1 protein-coding gene is annotated in these 1,136 nt (G+C 52.5%); it reads left to right on the forward strand.

Annotation, left to right across the window (positions count from 1 at the left end):
- Positions 1-53: 53 nt before the first annotated feature.
- Positions 54-1,100, forward strand: coding sequence for an IS630 family transposase (locus tag QEH52_RS19800; protein ID WP_308952692.1), 1,047 nt, complete (start codon positions 54-56; stop codon positions 1,098-1,100).
- The last annotated feature ends 36 nt before the right edge of the window (positions 1,101-1,136 follow it).

The following is a 1,136-nucleotide window of genomic DNA, read 5'->3' on the forward strand; positions in this document are numbered from 1 at the left end:
ATACCTTTTAACATAAATATTGCGCATTCTAATAAAGTGGTCATGTTCATTGCATGGCAAACCGCAAACTAGGAACTCAAGCCGATCGCCAGCGCGTGCGTTCGTTGATAAAGAAGGAGAAGGATGGTTGGCGCAAAGAGCGCCTGATCGCCTTAAAGCTGGGCTTTGACCCGGCACGTCGTTTGGACGATATCGCAGAGACAGTGGGACGTGATCGCTCCACGGTGCAGCGTTGGTTCAAGCGCTTTAAAGAAGAAGGCTTTGATGGAGTGCTGGAGCGCGACTACAGCGAAGGCCGTCCGAGCACCTGTGATGAAGAAGTCTGGACTTACCTTAAGGATGGGCTGACAGCCGAGCGCTGGAACACCCTGGTTGAAGCCAGGGAAGAACTGGAGCGCCACTTCGAACGCCGTTTTCACTATCAAAACGTCTGGCGCTGGGTAAAAAAATGCACGGGGGTACTTCGGGTTCCCCGCCCCGTGCATGAGAAGAGGGACCCGGCCAGAGCAGAGGCGTTTAAGCGCCACTTTTTGGGCATCCTTAAAAACCTGCCTGTGAGTGGGAAAAAGCCAGTAAAGGTTTGGTTTGCTGATGAGAGCCGATACGGCTTACTCCCCAATCTAAGGAGACTGTGGACGAATAAGGGCCAGCGCCCCCACAAGCGCTGGAAGAGCGAATACAAATGGAGCTACTGTTATGGGGCCATTGATGCGGTTGAGGGCAAGACAGTGTTCCTGCAAACACCAACGGTGAGTCTGGACTGGACCGAGGCGTTCTTGCTTCAAATCAAAAAACAGTATCCCGACCATGAGCATATCGTAGTTTGGGACGGAGCCGGCTTCCATCCCAAGGATAGCTTCCACGAGCAGGTTCCCGCAGGTATCCACGTCGTGTTGCTGCCACCCTACAGCCCGGAACTCAATCCAATCGAAAAACTTTGGGACCTGATCCAGGATCATACCTCAAATAAACTATGGCCGAACATCGAAAGACTCGATCAGGTCGTCGCACTTCACCTGAAGGACTGGTGGGAAGACCCGGGCCGTGTCATACGCCTATTTGGTAATGGGTGGATTCGCGCTTCAGTAAACGCTACTTGAGGTCACTCCATGCGCATTAATTATGAGAATCGGTAT

The organism is Thalassobacterium maritimum (assembly GCF_031127805.1).
In the GTDB taxonomy this organism is placed as follows: Bacteria; Verrucomicrobiota; Verrucomicrobiia; order Opitutales; family Coraliomargaritaceae; genus Thalassobacterium; species Thalassobacterium maritimum.